At 58.0% G+C, this 15,326-nt stretch carries 14 protein-coding genes; 4 read left to right on the top strand and 10 right to left on the bottom strand.

What is annotated here, in order from left to right:
* Positions 1-174 precede the first annotated feature (174 nt).
* Both galU and KVG88_RS23595 read left to right on the top strand, forming a co-directional pair.
* Positions 175-1,008 (top strand): UTP--glucose-1-phosphate uridylyltransferase GalU, encoded by an 834-nt coding sequence (gene galU / locus KVG88_RS23590; RefSeq protein WP_150701138.1) that lies wholly within the window; start codon positions 175-177, stop codon positions 1,006-1,008.
* A 47-nt stretch (positions 1,009-1,055) separates the two neighbouring features.
* Positions 1,056-1,478 (top strand): phosphohexomutase domain-containing protein, encoded by a 423-nt coding sequence (locus tag KVG88_RS23595; RefSeq protein WP_217872895.1) that lies wholly within the window; start codon positions 1,056-1,058, stop codon positions 1,476-1,478.
* Positions 1,479-1,556: 78 nt separating this feature from the next.
* Here the strand turns inward: KVG88_RS23595 and KVG88_RS23600 are convergent, their stop codons facing one another.
* From KVG88_RS23600 to KVG88_RS23635, 8 genes are read right to left on the bottom strand one after another with little or no spacing between them, the layout of a single operon-like run.
* On the bottom strand, positions 1,557-2,708 hold the full coding sequence (locus tag KVG88_RS23600; RefSeq protein WP_217872896.1) for an SGNH/GDSL hydrolase family protein: 1,152 nt from the start codon (positions 2,706-2,708) through the stop codon (positions 1,557-1,559).
* Positions 2,709-2,735: 27 nt separating this feature from the next.
* Positions 2,736-3,773, bottom strand: a complete 1,038-nt coding sequence (locus tag KVG88_RS23605; RefSeq protein ID WP_217872897.1) for an acyltransferase family protein — start codon at positions 3,771-3,773, stop codon at positions 2,736-2,738.
* A 12-nt stretch (positions 3,774-3,785) separates the two neighbouring features.
* Complete coding sequence (locus KVG88_RS23610; RefSeq protein ID WP_150701134.1) at positions 3,786-4,889, bottom strand: hypothetical protein; 1,104 nt, start codon at positions 4,887-4,889, stop codon at positions 3,786-3,788.
* Positions 4,880-6,109 (bottom strand): MATE family efflux transporter, encoded by a 1,230-nt coding sequence (locus KVG88_RS23615; RefSeq protein ID WP_150701133.1) that lies wholly within the window; start codon positions 6,107-6,109, stop codon positions 4,880-4,882. Before KVG88_RS23615 ends, KVG88_RS23610 begins: the two co-directional genes overlap by 10 nt.
* A complete protein-coding gene (locus tag KVG88_RS23620) occupies positions 6,106-7,218 on the bottom strand; it encodes a polysaccharide pyruvyl transferase family protein (RefSeq protein ID WP_217872898.1) in 1,113 nt (370 codons plus the stop codon). The genes KVG88_RS23615 and KVG88_RS23620 overlap by 4 nt, the downstream gene beginning before the upstream one ends.
* 15 nt (positions 7,219-7,233) lie before the next feature.
* Positions 7,234-8,316 carry a glycosyltransferase gene (locus tag KVG88_RS23625; protein ID WP_217872899.1) on the bottom strand — a complete coding sequence of 361 codons (1,083 nt, stop codon included), beginning with the start codon at positions 8,314-8,316 and terminating at the stop codon, positions 7,234-7,236.
* Positions 8,317-8,356: 40 nt separating this feature from the next.
* The gene (locus KVG88_RS23630) at positions 8,357-10,585 is read right to left on the bottom strand and encodes a polysaccharide biosynthesis tyrosine autokinase (protein WP_217872900.1); all 2,229 of its coding nucleotides are present in this window, start codon (positions 10,583-10,585) and stop codon (positions 8,357-8,359) included.
* Between the two features lie 39 nt (positions 10,586-10,624).
* Positions 10,625-11,065 (bottom strand): low molecular weight protein-tyrosine-phosphatase, encoded by a 441-nt coding sequence (locus tag KVG88_RS23635; RefSeq protein WP_150701129.1) that lies wholly within the window; start codon positions 11,063-11,065, stop codon positions 10,625-10,627.
* A 293-nt stretch (positions 11,066-11,358) separates the two neighbouring features.
* Here KVG88_RS23635 and KVG88_RS23640 point away from each other — a divergent pair, with 293 nt between their 5' ends.
* A complete protein-coding gene (locus KVG88_RS23640; protein WP_217872901.1) occupies positions 11,359-12,321 on the top strand; it encodes a glycosyl hydrolase family 5 in 963 nt (320 codons plus the stop codon).
* Positions 12,322-12,522: 201 nt separating this feature from the next.
* Positions 12,523-13,449 (top strand): transaldolase, encoded by a 927-nt coding sequence (tal, locus tag KVG88_RS23645; protein ID WP_150701127.1) that lies wholly within the window; start codon positions 12,523-12,525, stop codon positions 13,447-13,449.
* Between the two features lie 186 nt (positions 13,450-13,635).
* Here the strand turns inward: tal and rssC are convergent, their stop codons facing one another.
* Positions 13,636-14,118: an anti-sigma factor antagonist RssC gene (gene rssC / locus KVG88_RS23650; RefSeq protein ID WP_056857042.1), complete on the bottom strand. Its 483-nt coding sequence runs from the start codon at positions 14,116-14,118 to the stop codon at positions 13,636-13,638.
* Positions 14,115-15,299 (bottom strand): two-component system response regulator RssB, encoded by a 1,185-nt coding sequence (rssB, locus tag KVG88_RS23655; RefSeq protein WP_150701126.1) that lies wholly within the window; start codon positions 15,297-15,299, stop codon positions 14,115-14,117. Before rssB ends, rssC begins: the two co-directional genes overlap by 4 nt.
* Between the last annotated feature and the right edge of the window lie 27 nt (positions 15,300-15,326).

Consider the following 15,326-nt stretch of genomic DNA (forward strand, 5'->3'; position numbering starts at 1 on the left):
TAACAAGTATCAAACCGACATCTCATAACATTGACGCTTTCTGGCCACACTACTAATTGCCATTAACAACCTGACTCGGGTATTAAAGTACGCCTTCAATATTCATTGAAACTTGCAATCACTCGTTATTGCGCGCAGCCGTTAACGGCGTGCCGTGACTGTCCAGGATACTTTATGATTCGTAAATGTTTGTTCCCCGCTGCGGGCTATGGCACGCGTTTCTTGCCGGCGACCAAAGCCATGCCCAAGGAAATGCTGCCGATCGTCAACAAGCCGTTGATCGAGTACGCCGTTGAAGAAGCGCGGGACGCCGGCCTGCAACACATGGCCATCGTGACCGGGCGGGGCAAACGCGCACTGGAAGACCACTTCGACATCAGCTACGAACTCGAACACCAGATTCGCGGCACCGAAAAAGAGAAGTTCCTGGCAGGCACCCGCGAGCTGATCGACACCTGCACGTTTTCGTACACCCGCCAGGTTGAAATGAAAGGCCTGGGCCACGCGATCCTCAGCGGCCGCCCGTTGATTGGCGATGAACCTTTCGCCGTGGTGCTGGCCGATGACCTGTGCCTGAACCTTGAAGGTGACGGCGTGCTCACGCAGATGATCCAGCTCTACAAGAAATTCCGTTGCTCGATCGTGGCCATTCAGGAAGTGCCCCGCGACCAGACCCACAAGTACGGCGTGATCGCCGGCGAGCTGATCTCGGACGGCATCTACCGGGTCAACAACATGGTGGAAAAGCCCAGCCCGCAAGACGCCCCGTCCAACCTGGCGATCATCGGCCGCTACATCCTGACGCCGGACATCTTTGACCTGATCGCCGATACCCAACCCGGCAAAGGTGGCGAAATCCAGATCACCGATGCCCTGATGAAACAGGCGCAGAACGGCTGCGTGCTGGCTTACAAATTCAAGGGCATGCGTTTCGATTGCGGCGGCGCAGAGGGTTATCTCGAAGCGACCAATTTTTGCTACGACAACGTGTACCTCAAGGGTCTCTGAGACACCTCATACACCCAACGCCCACTTTTCATTCAGGCAGGCCAACCATGAACATTGGAAAACTCTCGGCATACATTGCAATGGAGGTGGGCAACCTCGGAGTGATGTCCTCGCTTTCGCGTCATCAGCGGTTGCCGAGCGCCAACGAATCCTGGCTCGGCCCCACTCTGCTGGTGGAACGAATCGGTATGTTTCCCTCTTCGGGAGACATCCGCCGGCCAATGCTCGACCCCTATCCCCTGCTCGCACACCTGAAAAGGCTTTATCGCGGGCAGGCGCTGGAAATGGATGACCGTGACGGCCTGAAAGTGATTTTCAGCGACTGGCGATTCCGGGTGCGCATTTGCTGCAACGACCCGGCCATCATCATCAATGTCGAAACCCGTTGTGCAACGCAGTTGATGCCGCTCAAAACCGCAGAGCTGCTGGGTCATCTGGAATCTTTCGAAAATTGCCGCAGCTCCCTGTAGGAGCTGCCGCAGGCTGCGATCTTTTGACGTTGCTCTTAAAAAATCAAAGGATCGCCGCCTCGTTTCACTCGACAGCGCCTACAAAGACGGTGCCGCGCCACAACGGCCCTGGGGCGAAACGGTTTGCTGCCCGCCCACCATCCAGCGATAGAAGTAGTCGGCAATCACTCGCCCACCCGTGGCCGGAACCGGATGAATCTTGTCCGGACCGATCATGGAGGCGGCGTAGCGTTTGACGTCGCTGCCGAACGCGCATTGCAGATCGGCGTAACCGAGATGCTCCGCGCTCGCCCATGGCGCCAACACCTGCGCATAAGCCGACATCGGATACGCACTGGAGCGTGTGGTTTCCTGACGCAGGATCAGGTTAACGCTCGCCGCCGGCTGGATCTCGCGAATCATCCCCACCAGCCCTTGAACGTTCTTCAGATACTGCTCGGGCTTCACGCCGAAACCCTGATCGTTGCCACCGAGCATGATCAGATAGATATCCGCCGGGATCTTCGACACCGCCGCTTTCCACTGCGTCTGCCAAAGGCTGTCGCTGTGGTAGAAGTCAGCGGATGCCGCACCGGACGCCGCCAGTTTGGATACCCGCACACCGCCCTGATCGTTGCTCATCCACAGGCCGAACAGGGTCGGCGCGCCCTTCACCACCTCCAGCCTGAATGTCCAATCCGTCGCCTGTGATGCGCCGGGCAACGGCACTTCCTGCACCCCAGAGCCGCCGAGGGTCAATGGTCGCCAGTCTTGGGATGGCGTCCAGCGATAGCGAATTTCACTGGGCTCGCCGTTGCCGAGGTAAAGCAGTTTTGCCTGGGTCACAGCGGTGTTGATGGCCGGCGTCGGGCTGGCATCGATCTGCAGCCATGCGCCCGGCCGCCCCGTCACCGTGCGGCTGTCGGGGCTGGCCTGGCCGAGGCCGGACACCTGCCAGTCACCGCCGAAGTACTTTTCGCTGCTGCGCGTGTACTTGAAATGCGTACCACCGAGGGCCGCACCGTGGTTGAAGCCTACGTAGCCAGGGCCGGCAAAACCGACCTCCCCGGACACGCGCTGCACCAGCTTATTCAGATAGAAATCCTGCCCGGCGCTGTAGCTGTCGCCGATCACCGAGATCGACAGAACCTTACCGGCCTTGCCTTCGCGCCACTGAGCAAAACGCTCGCGGGCGTCTCCCACCTCGACCACCGACGCCGCAACAGGCTGGACGTCATCAACTGCCAACATGCGCTGCTTCCTTCCCTCGGACAATCATTAAGTCTGCGCCACCGGAGCGATGTTCGCCGGGGCTTTTTTAGTCGCTGCGCGCTCACCGAGAAACAGCACGGAAGTGAAGTTGAACCGACTGAAAATCATCGACAACACCACCGGTCCGAGCAAACCACAGGCCACGCCACCGAACACCAGAAGGCTTTCATCCTTCACGCCCAACCGCCCCAGGACAAACCGCGACGTGGCCGCGAACAGTACATGGAACAGGAAGATCGCATAGGAATAGCCGCCCAGCCAGGTCAGCGCTTTCGAGCGCATGTCACTCGACAGTAGCGCAATGCAGGACACGCAACCCACCGTCAAACCGATCAGGCTGCGACGGTCGACGATCAGCTCGCGATCCACAGCCGCCACGTACAGCAGCGTCAGCGAGATCACCACGAACACCAGCGGACCGATCACCTTGAACCGCTGCTTCAGTGCGTCGACGTTTTCCTGGCCAATCATCCCCGCCACAAAAAACGGCAGCAGGTAGATCGCGCCGTTGATGCCGAATGCATCGACCTTGAACGGCGGCAGCAGGAACACCACCGCCGCAAAGGCAAACAACAGGTACAAGCGTGTCGCCGACCGAAGCAATCCGCGCCACTCCAACAAGCCGACGAACATGAAAATGATGAACACCGCCTGCAGGAACCAGAAGTGGTTGATCGGCACCCAGAACGACAACAAAGCGTCGATCACCCCGACGTCCTTGTTCACGCCCGGGCCAACCGCTTGCAATACGGAAAACGGCACGCCCACGCAAAACAGCGGCACGATCAACCGTCGCACCTTGCCGCTGAAGAACGTCGAAAAGTCATTGCCGCGGATTTTGTAGATGGAATAGATATAGCCCGAGATGAAGGTGAACAGCGGCATGCGCACGTACACCATCGAGTCGGCGATCACCCGGAACGGCGAGCCCAGGTCAATTTTCAAACCGCCGCCCAACGGGCCGATAACGTGGTAGAGCACCAGCAACAGGCACGCCAGGCCACGCAGGGTTTCTATCTCCAGGGACTTTTTTTTGCTCGACATAAAGCACCTGCCTCAATTCAGAATTCTTGATTCAACCTGCACCGGTTTGTTTGCCCGCAACATCAATCCCAGGCCCACGAACAACACCGGTACCACCATCGAGAAGTGCCGTGCGAAGGAGCCGAAGTCCGGTTCGAACAGGCCTTGAACCAGCAGGAACGCCAGCGGGATCGCAATCAGTTCCTTGGGTTTGGTCTGGATCGGTGCGCCTTTGTAATCGGTCGAGGTGATGACTTTGAACAGCAGCAACGCGGTCATGATCATCAACGCGACGAAGATCACCTGGCCCGGCCCGGAGAGCAGGATCAGCTCCACGGGAAACGACAGACGGAAGAAAATGATCATCGAGTCCAGGGCTTGCGAGACAAAATCACTGCCGCTGAGCCACGAAACGATCAACGACTTCGACCCCTCCTCGCCCGCCGTGCGCAGTTCGTTGTTGCTGGCGCGAATCGATGACACCGGAAAGCCGAGCGCCACCTGGATCGCCATGGCGACCGCCAGGTAGAACAGGAACAGCATCAGGAAGAAAGTGAAGCGCGAGACGTACTTCTTCATCACGCAGACGCCGACCCAGGACAGTGAAAACAGAATCCAGTAAGGCCGGATCAGCACGCCGTAGATCACCGCCGAGAGGAAAAAGCCGCCGCGATATTTGTGCGTCAGCGAGCTGAGCAAAATGCTCAACACCGCCACCGACACAATGATTTCCTTGGTCAGGTTCTCAAGGAAAAACGAGCGGACGATGCCCCATAGACACAGCGTGCCGAAGATCGCCAACGGCATGCGCCGAAAGACCACCACCGGAATCGCTGTGAGGAAAAAATTGCAGAACATGCCGTAGGCCCAGGCGTTGGTCAGATTGATCCCGGTGGGCCGCAGCAGGAACGCCGAACACTCATAGGAAGAGCGATCCGGCGAGAACGGGTTCCAGAAATTGCAGTTGTCGGCTCGCGCGTAGGACGACCACAAGGTCATGGCATCCGGGCCTGGATCACGGGGGATCAACAGCGGCATGGCCACCGACAGAAACAACCCGGTGAATAAAATCAGGAACGAGATCGACGAGTCGAGTTTCTTGCCGCGAAACTCGATGCAGGGCAGCTTCAACCCCATGCCAGTGCCCCTTTCGGCCGGGTCACACGGGTCAGCACGGCAATCACGCCCAGCTGCACGATGATCGCAAAAACGTTGCCCCAGGCGGCGCCATAAATCGAATAGTGTTTGATCAACAGGTAACTGACCGGCACCGAAACCAGCAAGCAAATGACCGCGCTCGCCAGTGACACGCGACTGTTTTTCGAGGCAATCAAACCGCCCCAGACGATGTCGCCAATCGCACGCAGCGCAAACGAAAAAATCAGCACAGCGAGGATTGCATTGTCCGGTCGCGGAACGGCCGCGCCGACATAATCGAGCACCACGTTGAAGAACAGATAAATCAGCACCGCCACCGCAGCAGACACCACCAGCGAGCGCATGACCCATTTATTGACGAACAATTGCCGGACTGTGAACGGCTGTTGATCTGCCTGGAAACGCTTGGCCAGCACCGGAATTCCAACCACTGCCACCACCGCGTAGGACAGCGCTTGCAAGGTGTTCGCCGCCGACCACGCGTACACGTATTTACCGAGGCTGGCGTAGGGTTCCAGGTCGATGATCAGAAAGCGCTCGGCGTACTGACTCAAAGCGATCAGCCCTGTACCGAGATAGAACGGCAATCCGGCCTTCCACACGGTTGCCGTGGCCAGCGTGCCACTGACCCGACCTTTGTGCACGCTCACCACAATCAGGTAACCGGCGACGATCACCAGTACGTTAGCGGCCACCCAGAGCCACAACACGCTGGCGATTCCCGACACCCAGCCGAGCATCATCCCGCCCACCGCCAACACCGCCCAGAGGCCGGTCTTGATGAAAAACAGCAGCGCACCCGCCGTGGCTTTCTGCGCGGAAAACACGAAGGAATTGATTTCGAACGACAGGTGCTCGGTGAGCAAGACCAGGGTCACGCAGAGGATCAGCGCAGTCGTCGCTTCGACCGCCTGGAACAGCGAATACACCAGTACCGTCACCACCGACAACAGCAGCCCCACGGCCAGATACAGCAGCAGGACCTTATCGACCACCCGGCGCGAACTGCCGCCAACGCTGATCAGCCGATTGATCTCGGAGCTGAAACCGACGCTGTAGAACTTCGATGCGATCAACGACGCCGCGACCACCACGCCGTAAAAACCCAACGCCTCATAACCCAGGTAATGGGTGATGGCCAACACCAGCAAAAACTTCGCGCCCAATGCCCCGCCGCGAAGCAACAGCCGAAATATCATCGAACGATCCCTTTGATGATGTCGTCCATGGCCACGGTTTTTGCCTCGATCTCACGGCAGGTGTCGGTCAGGCGTTTGCCGAAATTCGACAGCGCATTCGGCGCATAGACCGTGTTGATGATGGTGTCGACATCGATATCGCCGCCATTGATCACCCAGTCCTCCACGCCCATGTCCTGATAGGCGCCGAAGCCTTTGCGCTCGTAGCTGATGTGGTACGCCGGGACGCCGGACAGCAGCGACTCGATGGCGCCATGCAGGCGCACGGAAATCACCAGGTCCGGTTGATACTTGGCCAGCGTCGCTTTCAACGGCAGCAAGTCTTCGGTGATGCCCAGCTCGCGATAGAACGCGCCGTCATCGTTGCCGCGAACCGCGCTCTGCACCGCGCAAACCACTTTGCTTTTGTTCTTCAGGCGCTGCAGCAGCAACTTCAAGTTGGCGACATAGGCGACCTTCTTTTCCTTGCTCCACTCCGGCGGCTTGCGCAGCACCACGCACACCGTGGCCGGCGAAGAGGCGCAGCGGGTGAACTTGGGTTGCTGGAGGATTTTGCTTGCTAGCGACTGCACTGCGAGATCGGGCGCGCGGTAGACGTTTTCACAGGCATCGAAAATCGCTGAGGAGCGATTGTCACGCACGAACACCGCATCGGCGCTGGCGTAATGCTCAACGATTTTGCTGCTCTCACCGTGGAACGGCCCGATGCTCTGCGGCAGGTACACCGACGGCACTTTGCTGAGGATCGCCGTTTCCAGTTGCTTGGCGTGGCCGAGTTTCAGCTTGATGTGTTCAAAGGCACTTTTGGAGCGCATGTAGCCGCCACCAACGCCGACGATCAGATCGGTTTTCTTCAACAGGTCAGCCAGTCCGGCGTATGACTGATTGAGAAACACAGCCTGCTTGACCCGGCCCAAACCCTTGGCTGCCATCACCGGCGCATCAAAGCGCGGATGCGGCAGATAGCTGAAGGAGTCAGGATCGGAGGCCACGACACTGATCGAAGTGTCATCGCCAAAATTGCGCTGTACCAAGGCAATGGCCAGATCGACGAGCAGACCGTCACCGGAATTGGACGCACTGTAGCCATGCAAAATCGTTACGTTCATAAGCTTGAGTTCTACTTAAAAAGAGGGGGCGCGATACAGGTCATAGGTCTGGCGGATCATCAACGCGGCGCTGAAGCGCTCGCGGACGATGCTGCGCCCTTCGCTGCCAAGGTCGAGCAACCGTGGCTTCTGGATTTTCTTCAGCACATCGGCCAGCGCCTGGTGATCCCCGCTGGGGAAGACGTAGCCGGACACCTCGTTGGTGACCAATTCGGGCAACGACGTGCAGTTGCTGGCAATCACCGGCAAGCCCATGGCCATGCCTTCGAGCGGCACCATGGCAAAGCCTTCCCAGCGACTCGGGACGATCAGCGCATCGGCTTTGCGGTACAGCGCCTGGACCTCGCTGGGCGTTACCCACGGCAGGTATTCAACCCCTTCCATCGGCGGGCACTCGACTGAATCCTCGTTCACGGCACTGCCAACCACCGTCAGTTTCAGGTCGCTGCGCTGGACTTTGGCGAATGCCTTGAGCAACACGTCGAAGCCTTTCTGATAATCGAGACGGCCGACGAAGAGCAGATGAATCGGCTCGGGACTGTTCACTTTCGGCGCGTCATCCTTGTGATGAATGCCGTTGTAGATCAGCTTCATACGCTTGCGCTGAATGCCGAACCGCGCGGCCTTGTCGAGCTCGTACTGGCTGACGCAGATGATCACGTCGGTGACTTTCTGCAACACCCGCTCAATCCCCGCATAGACTTTCTGCTTGATCGGCGAGCTTTCCATCAGGAACGAAAAGGCATGGGGGCAGTAGACGATTTGCGGCTTGCGCCAAGGTCGCAACAGTACACACACGCTACGCCCGATAACGCCGGAAAAGGTGCTGTGCAAATGCACGACATCGGGTTTTTCCTTGAGCATCACCTGGGTCAGTCGCCAGGCGAAGCGCAGCAACGAAGGCACATTGCGCCCGGTCCGGGGGAAAGTTCGGATCTGCTGCCCGGCAATCCCGTGCAGTTCCTTTTCCTGGTCCTGCGGGACCAGATAGACCAGCTCATAGTTGGCCGCGTCGCCTTCGGGAGAAGCCGAAATCGTGCGGATAACCGTCGCGACGCCACCTTTGATCGTCTCTGCCACGTGCAATATTTTTTTCACAAGTCACCCACTTCAAACATGAAAGAAAAATCGCTGACACTCAGGATTTGTCGGACGCGTATTCGTAGTTGTAATAGCCGTAGCCGCCGTTGCCGTAGTAGCTGGCCGCGCGCTTCTCGACACCGTTGAACACCGCGCCTTTCAACTCGATGCCGTTCTGGGCGAAGCGACGAATCGTCAGTTCGATCTCTTTGGCCGGGTTCACCCCGAAGCGCGTGACAATCAGGCTGATGCCCGCTTCACGACCGACAATCGCTGCATCGGTCACGGCCAGCAGCGGCGGTGTATCGATGATCACCAGGTCATACAGTTCGCTGAGTTGCGCCAGCAGCTCGCGGAAGTTGGCGTGCATCAACAGCTCGGAAGGATTGGGCGGAACCTGGCCGCGGCTGATGAAGTGCAGGTTGTCGACTTCGACCCTGTTGATGGCCTGCTCGATGCTGCAGCGCTTGACCAGCAGGTCCGACAAACCGTTGGTGATCGGCGTGTTCAGGGTTTTGTGCAGATGGCCTTTGCGCATGTCGGCATCGATCAGCACCACGCGCTGTCCGCTTTGCGCCATGACCGCCGCGAGGTTGGAAGAAACGAAAGTCTTGCCGACCTGCGGGCTCGGCCCGGAAATCATGATGCGGTTGTTGGTCGAGTCGAGCCCGGCAAAGTGCAGGCAGGTACGCAAGCTGCGAATCGACTCGATGGACAGGTCTGTCGGGTTGCGCAGGGCCAGCAGATAGGCAGGCTTGTCCACGCCGTCCCGGGCGCGACCTTTTTTGCTGTCCTCTTCCTGTTGCAAGGCGCTGTAGGGAATCGACGCGTACACCGGCAAACCGAGTTGCTCGATGGCTTCCGGCCCCTCCAGACCGCGACTCAGGGATTTGCGCAGCAGCACCAGCGCGACCCCGAAAAAGGCACCGAGGAACGTGGCAATCAGAACGATCAGGGCTTTTTTCGGTTTGACCGGGCTGGTCAGGTCGACGTCCGCAGTGTCGATCAAGCGCACGTTACCCACGGCGCCAGCGCGGACGATGTCCAGCTCCTGGGATTTGTTCAGCAGTTGCGTGTAGATCTGCGACGCCACTTCGACATCGCGGGTCAGGTTGAGCAACTCTTGTTGCGTGGCGGGCAAGTCCTGGGCTTTGCTCTCCAGCGCCTTCTGTTGCTGGGTCAGCTCGCCGAGCTGGGTCATCAGCGCGCGGTACGCCGGGTGCTGCTTGGTGAACTTGCGGTCGAGTTCCGCCTGTTGCATCTTCAGTTCAGAGATACGCGTGTCGAGGCTGACAACCTGCTCGAGCACCGATTGGGTTTCGAGGGAAATATTGACCGTCTTGCCACGGGTTTGATAACCGTTGAGCGCATCGCTGGCCTTGGCCAGATCGCGTTTCACCTGCGGCAACTGACCTTGCAGGAATTGCAGGCTCTGCGCCGCTTCCGCCGAGGTGCGCTGCACGTTCTGCTGCACATACAACGCAGCAATCTTGTTGAGGATTCTGACTGCCTCGGCCGCATCGGAGCTGGCCAGGGCCAAACGGATGATCCCCGATTCCTTGCCCTGCTCGGAAATATCCAGCGCGTCCTGATAACTCTGGATGGTCACGATCCGCGGGTTGCGCACTACCTCGAAACGGGTGCCGGGGTTGGCCGACAGCTGAGTGATCAGCCCTTCTACATCGTCTTGCTTGAACGCTTCGCCCGCGACACCTTCGGCCAGCACGTTGTCGTTTTCATCGAACAACTGGAAGCGATGTTGCTCGCCGGCGACCAGCGTGAGCTTTTTGCCCAGCAGCTCTTTTGGCAGATTGAGCCGGCTGATCTCCAGACGCTCACCGCCCCAGGCGTAGCTGTTCAGGCCCAGGCGCGGCGGCGCGACACTGAACTCGGTCTCGCCGCGATAACGCCGGGCGAGAAAGCCGCCAATGATCGGGAAGGTGTTGGGGGTGACATCGATATCAAGGCGCAAGTCATCGACGGTTTTGCCGATCACTGCGCGGGACTTGATGATGCCGATCTCGGTCACCGAGGGCGATTGCCCACCGAGCATGCTGTTGAGGTCGGAAAACCCGAGCATGTCGTTCTTCTTCGGTTCGACCTGCACCAGCGCATTCGCCAGGTATACCGGTGTCGCCAAAACCGCATAGGCAACGCCGGTGACCATGAAGGCACCGGTGAGCGCGCCGATCAACCATTTCTGGTCAATCAAACTGCCGAATATACCGAGAAGATCAATACTGTCTTGATCGTTGTCACGGGTGCCGATTACTGACGGTAACTGCATAAGTCTGTTCTTACCATTCATTGATCTGAAGAATATTCATCAACGCGCGAGGCGTTGCGCCCATGAGCTAACAGCATCTTCAATCAATGCATGGGCATGAATAAAAGCGGCCTTGCCTTGACGATAAGGGTCTTGTATTTCTCGCTCGCTTTGCCACTTGCCGAGCAGAAACACTTTGCCCCGCGCGTGCGAAGCAATCTTCAGCACTTGTTTAACGTGCTCTTTTTCCATGACCAGAATCAGGTCTGATTCATTAACGATGTCCGGTGTCAGTTGCCGCGCCTTGAAGGCTTCTGCACAGTGCCCGCGGTCTTCGAGAATCTGCCGGGCCGACGCTTCCATGGACTCACCCACCCTTGCGGACAGGCCTGCGGAGGTCACTGTGATCGCCGAAGAGTCCAGCGCGTTACGCAGCAAAAGCTCTGCTGTCGGACTTCGGCAGATATTGCCTACGCAGACGACAAGGATCTTTCTGAACAAGGTTTTACTTTCCCGTGTAATGTCAAACAGCCAACATGCCGAGAGGGTTTTAATGAACCCTCAAGATCTTCCTGCACTCAGAAATAGATTCGCCCTGTTAGTACCGAAGCATTAAGTACCACAGCGTTTAAAAGCCCCCCAACCACAATTACCGGACTAAAAATAACTGTGATTTTCGGCTGATGGTTTTCCGACAAAAAATAACATTCGTGCACTTCATGCCTTCGCCATTATCGAAAGATGAGTAAAGAGATATCTATTCGCAGTTGTCACGTCTCATCAGGAGAGCAGACATGAAATCAGCACATCTCAAAGGACTCGGCGCGCTGACACTGATAGCGCTGGGTGCGACGACACAGCTTCAAGCCAGCGAACTGTTCCCTAACCTCCCCACCCGGACCGTTGGCATCCAGGTCAAGATTCAGAACTTTTCCGCCGCCGACGCCGGGCAGATCAAAGCGGCCGGTTTCAGTTTTGTGCGCTTCGGCGTATGGAGCGACAGCCTGGGCAGCGCGAAGTATCAGAAACAGGTCAGCGATGCCTTTGCGACGGCCAAGTCGGCTGGCCTGCCGGTGCTGCTGACCGTGCGCGCCATCAAGCCGTTGATGGCCGCGTCAGGTAACATCAGTGAACTGGCAACCGCTGGCGAATCCTTTGCCAACACCGTGACAAAGCTGGAAACCTCCTACAGCACTCAACTCGTGGCCATCGAAATCTGGAATGAACCGGATCTCGAAACCTATTGGCCGACGCGCAATTTCGACACGACCTTCGTGCCGTTCATGAGCGCCATGTGCAAGTCGCTGCAAGACAAACCGCAAGCGACGCCCCGGGTGGGCTTCGGCTTCGCCCGCCCACCGACGGCCGGTTCTGCATCGACCGTGGCGCTGAACCGCATCGTCAGCGAATACCCCAAATGCCTGAACGCCATTTCCTACCACCCCTATGGCATGACGAGCACACAGATCAGCAACGCGCAGGCGTTTATCCAGCAGAACTTCCATCTGCCTGGCGTGATCAGTGAATGGGGCGTCTCGGCGCTCGCCTCCAATGGCGGCGCCGAAGGACAAGCCAGCAAAATCGGTACATTTATTGCCGATGTGAAAAAGCTCAACATCCCGCTGACCTCCATTTATGAATGGAAAAACAGCGACTCGGGCAGCAACGACCGGGAGAAGAATTTCGGTTTGCTGACCTCCGACGGGCAGCCAAAACCGGCAAGAATCATCGTCGAAAGTCAATTCAATGCAGAGTAAGCCTGCTCAACCGATCTGTGCGCAGGTCGGTTGCTTTGAACCTGTGAGCTGTTTTGGCATCGTATTCATCGACACCGCGCCCCACCTTTCAAACAATCGTTTTCAGGTTGTTGCCGCAGGGGCCATCGATACACGTACACACCCTTGAGTGGCTGTCAGCGCTCGGGTAATGTCATCAGACCCATAGGACAGAGCACGCCCATGACTTCCAAGCTGGAACAACTCAAACAAATGACCACCGTGGTTGCCGACACTGGCGACTTCGAAGCGATCGCCCGCGTTAAGCCGGTAGACGCGACCACCAACCCTTCCCTGCTGCTCAAGGCCGCAGCCATCCCCGCTTACGCCGAGCTGCTGAACGCGTGTGTCAACGACTGCAAGGGCGATGTCGGCCTGGCCAGCGACCGTTTTGGCGTCGCGGTAGGGCAAGAAATCCTCAAGGTGATCCCGGGACGTATTTCCACTGAAGTGGATGCACGCCTGTCGTTCGACACCGACGCCGTGCTCAAGCGTGCGCACCGCCTGATCGAGCTCTATGAAAAGGCCGGCATTGGCCGCGACCGCGTACTGATCAAGATCGCCTCCACCTGGGAAGGCATCCGCGCTGCCGAGATCCTGGAAAAAGAAGGCATCCAGACCAACCTGACCCTGCTGTTCTCCTTCGCTCAGGCCGCCGCCTGCGCTGACGCCGGGGTGTTCCTGATTTCGCCGTTCGTGGGCCGCATCTACGACTGGTACAAGAAAGCCAACGGCACCGACTACACCGGCGCGGAAGATCCGGGCGTGCAATCGGTGACGCGCATTTACAACTACTACAAGGCCAACGACTACAAAACCGTGGTCATGGGCGCCAGCTTCCGCAACCTGAGCCAGATCGAACAACTGGCCGGCTGCGACCGCCTGACCATCAGCCCGGACCTGATCGACAAACTGGCAGCGGATACCGGCAAGCTGGAACGCAAACTGGCTCCGGGGCACACCGGTGAAGCGCGCCTGAACCTGAACGAAGCGCAGTTCCGCTGGTTGTCCAACGAGGACGCCATGGCAACCGAGAAACTGGCCGAAGGCATTCGTCAGTTCGCTCGTGATCAGGAAAAGCTTGAGGCGCTGCTGCAAGCCAAGCTGTGATCTGATTCGAAACGCAAAAAGGGCGAACCTTGGTGGGTTCGCCCTTTTTTGTGGCTGCCGGGTAATGTGCTGTCATTGCCGACGCCATCGCTAGCAGGCTAGCTCCCACAAGGGATAGCGTCTTAAAAGGTGGGAGCTAGCCTGCTAGCGATGGGGCCTTTACGGCCATCCCATCACCTGAGGAAATCAATGCCGCTCCAGCGCATTCACCAGGTCATGGAACGCTTCCCGGTTGGAGTCGTTCAGGCCCATGAGGATCTTGTGCGCTTCGAGCACTTTGATCCGCACCACTTCTTCGGACTGGTCCTGGTCTGGCAGGTCGTCCAGGCACTCCGGGCACGGCACAGGCTTGTCAACGATGTTGAACACCTGCTCGAAACCCATCGATTGCAGAAGACGGGTGATGTCTTCGTGGGTGGTGACGACAGTCGGCAACAGGCCGACCTTTTGCCGCGAAAGGATCGACAACTTGGCCAAAAGGCCAAGGGTGGTGCTGTCGATGCTGCGGGTTTCGGTCAGGTCGATCACGATGGCGTTGAAATTCAACGCGGTGAAGATCCGATCAATAGTCGCATCCAACGCCGAACACAGGGTCAGGCGAACTTCACCGACGAACTTCAGGACGAAGGTGCCGTCCTGCTCGGCGAACTGGATTCTACCGGTACTCATTGAAGATTCCTGCTCAACACCAACAGGGCGATATCATCCGGCATCTCCCCTAGCGTGGCCAATCCAAAAACCTGCCGCAGACCATCCAGGCTGCCGCCCGCTGCCTTGACCCGTTGGGGCAACGCAGCTTCTTTTTCTTTGAGTGTGGGTTCTGGCAAAAGGTCCAGAATGCCATCAGACATCAGCGTCAGGCTGAACGTCGGCGGCAATTCCAGCACGTGGTCTTCGTAGGTGGCTTCGTTGAAGAGGCCAACCGGCAAACCACGCCCTTCCAGATAACGAACACTGTCGGGTGTGTACAACACTGGCAACGGCAAATGACCACCGATGCTATAGGTCAACAAACCTGTCTCCTCGTCGATGACTCCACCGACCATTGTGACGTGTTTACCCAGCTTACAACTGATCAGGCCCCGGTTGATATGACCAAGGACTTCTGAAGGCTTGAATTCCGGTAATGTGCCGCTGCGCTTGGATTCGAACAGCAAGCGCGTGGTCATGAACTTCAACAGCACCGTGACGAAGGCTGAAGAGGCGCCATGACCGGAAACGTCCGCCAGGTAGAACGCTACCCGACGCTCATCGACACGGAAGTAGTCGACGAAATCACCCGACAGGTACAGCGACGGGATGATCTGGTGAGCAAACTTGAACTCGTCGATGGTCCAGGGGCTGACCGGCAGCATGTTCATCTGCACCTGGCGACCGGCATTCTGGTCTTCCTGGAGCAGGTTCAGGCTGGCGGCGAGCTCGCGGTTGGCCTTTTCCAACTTCTCACGATAACGCTGGTTTTCCAGCAGCAGGCGCGCTCGATCCAGGGCCCGACGCACCGAGTGCTCAAGCACAGCCAGATCTTCGAGAGGTTTGATCAGGTAATCCGCCGCCCCCAGGCGCAAGGCCTCGACCGCGTCGTTCATCACGCCGGCACCGGAAACAACGATCACCGGCGTTTGCGGCGACAGTTCGGTGACCTGGCGAATGAGTTCGAGTCCGCCCATCTGCGGCATGCGCAGATCGCAGATGACCAAGTCGGGCTTGTCTTGCTCGAATACCTGAAGACCCTGCTGACCATTGCTGGCCTGCAAGACGCTGAAACCACTGTCTTCCAAATAGGCGGCGAGGCTCGCGCGCACTACTTCGTCATCATCGATTATCAGCAGCGTGGCACTGGTTTTTGGCATGTGGGCAAACGGCGCCAGAATTAGGTT

The organism is Pseudomonas azerbaijanoccidentalis, assembly GCF_019145495.1.
GTDB classification, from domain to species: Bacteria; Pseudomonadota; Gammaproteobacteria; order Pseudomonadales; family Pseudomonadaceae; genus Aquipseudomonas; species Aquipseudomonas azerbaijanoccidentalis.

What these genes read in the sequence shown, in the direction of transcription:
- KVG88_RS23605 (WP_217872897.1), bottom strand. Translation starts at nt 3,773, where the DNA reads ATGTCGAGCAAAAAAAAGTCCCTGGAGATAGAAACCCTGCGTGGCCTG.
- KVG88_RS23640 (WP_217872901.1), top strand. Translation starts at nt 11,359, where the DNA reads ATGAAATCAGCACATCTCAAAGGACTCGGCGCGCTGACACTGATAGCG.
- rssB (WP_150701126.1), bottom strand. Translation starts at nt 15,299, where the DNA reads ATGCCAAAAACCAGTGCCACGCTGCTGATAATCGATGATGACGAAGTA.
- KVG88_RS23600 (WP_217872896.1), bottom strand. Translation starts at nt 2,708, where the DNA reads ATGTTGGCAGTTGATGACGTCCAGCCTGTTGCGGCGTCGGTGGTCGAG.
- KVG88_RS23610 (WP_150701134.1), bottom strand. Translation starts at nt 4,889, where the DNA reads ATGGGGTTGAAGCTGCCCTGCATCGAGTTTCGCGGCAAGAAACTCGAC.
- KVG88_RS23620 (WP_217872898.1), bottom strand. Translation starts at nt 7,218, where the DNA reads ATGAACGTAACGATTTTGCATGGCTACAGTGCGTCCAATTCCGGTGAC.
- KVG88_RS23630 (WP_217872900.1), bottom strand. Translation starts at nt 10,585, where the DNA reads ATGCAGTTACCGTCAGTAATCGGCACCCGTGACAACGATCAAGACAGT.
- galU (WP_150701138.1), top strand. Translation starts at nt 175, where the DNA reads ATGATTCGTAAATGTTTGTTCCCCGCTGCGGGCTATGGCACGCGTTTC.
- tal (WP_150701127.1), top strand. Translation starts at nt 12,523, where the DNA reads ATGACTTCCAAGCTGGAACAACTCAAACAAATGACCACCGTGGTTGCC.
- rssC (WP_056857042.1), bottom strand. Translation starts at nt 14,118, where the DNA reads ATGAGTACCGGTAGAATCCAGTTCGCCGAGCAGGACGGCACCTTCGTC.
- KVG88_RS23615 (WP_150701133.1), bottom strand. Translation starts at nt 6,109, where the DNA reads ATGATATTTCGGCTGTTGCTTCGCGGCGGGGCATTGGGCGCGAAGTTT.
- KVG88_RS23595 (WP_217872895.1), top strand. Translation starts at nt 1,056, where the DNA reads ATGAACATTGGAAAACTCTCGGCATACATTGCAATGGAGGTGGGCAAC.